Raw genomic sequence first — 777 nt, forward strand, 5'->3', positions numbered from 1 at the left:
ATAGAATGGCTGCAAATACTAGGGATTTATGACCGCCCCGGCAATAGCTCCCGGGTGCTTGAAGGTCCTGTTGAATTGCCATGCTCAACTATTCCGGTTGTTCCGGTTTGGGGTAAGGCATTGGTTATTAAGAAGAAAATCATTTTTCGTTCTATTATTCGCCATAGCAAAGATGCTCAACGAATGGCTAATTATTGGGATAGTGCCGCAACTGAAGCCGTTGCTCTTGCGCCTAAAGCGCCATTTATCGGTTCTGAAGGTCACACTGAAGGTTACGAACACCAATGGGAAACGGCCAACACTGTTAACCGTTCAGTGTTAACCTACGTTCCACAATACCAAGGCGACCCTGGTCCACGCCGTGAGCAGCCTGCCGCTATCCCTGCCGCTGAAATAACTCTAGGAATGAACTCAAGCGAGAAGATTAAAGCCACGCTTGGCATGTATGACGCTTCACTTGGTGCAATGGGAAATGAAACTTCAGGCCGGGCAATCGTAGCAAGACAGCGCCAGGGTGATCGAGGTTCGTTTGCCTTTATTGATAACCTGACTAAAGCTATTCGCCGTGTTGGTAAGATCATGGTTGAAATGATACCTAAGATTTACGACACAGAGCGTGTAGTCCGTTTGAAGTTCTCTGATGAAACTGAAGACTTCGTTAAGCTGAATGAGCAGATCCTTGATGAGCAAACAAACGAGTGGGTAACTATCAATGATCTGAACGTTGCTAAGTATGATGTTGTTGTTACTACTGGCCCGGCTTACTCGACTCAACGC

At 46.7% G+C, this 777-nt stretch carries 1 protein-coding gene; it reads left to right on the forward strand.

The window, feature by feature from the left end:
* Nucleotides 1–777: portal protein (locus ACFC20_RS17595; protein WP_375194115.1), on the forward strand; the 777-nt coding region annotated here is incomplete at both ends.

Origin of the sequence: Marinobacter sp., assembly GCF_041984545.1 — a bacterium.
Classification (GTDB): domain Bacteria; phylum Pseudomonadota; class Gammaproteobacteria; order Pseudomonadales; family Oleiphilaceae; genus Marinobacter.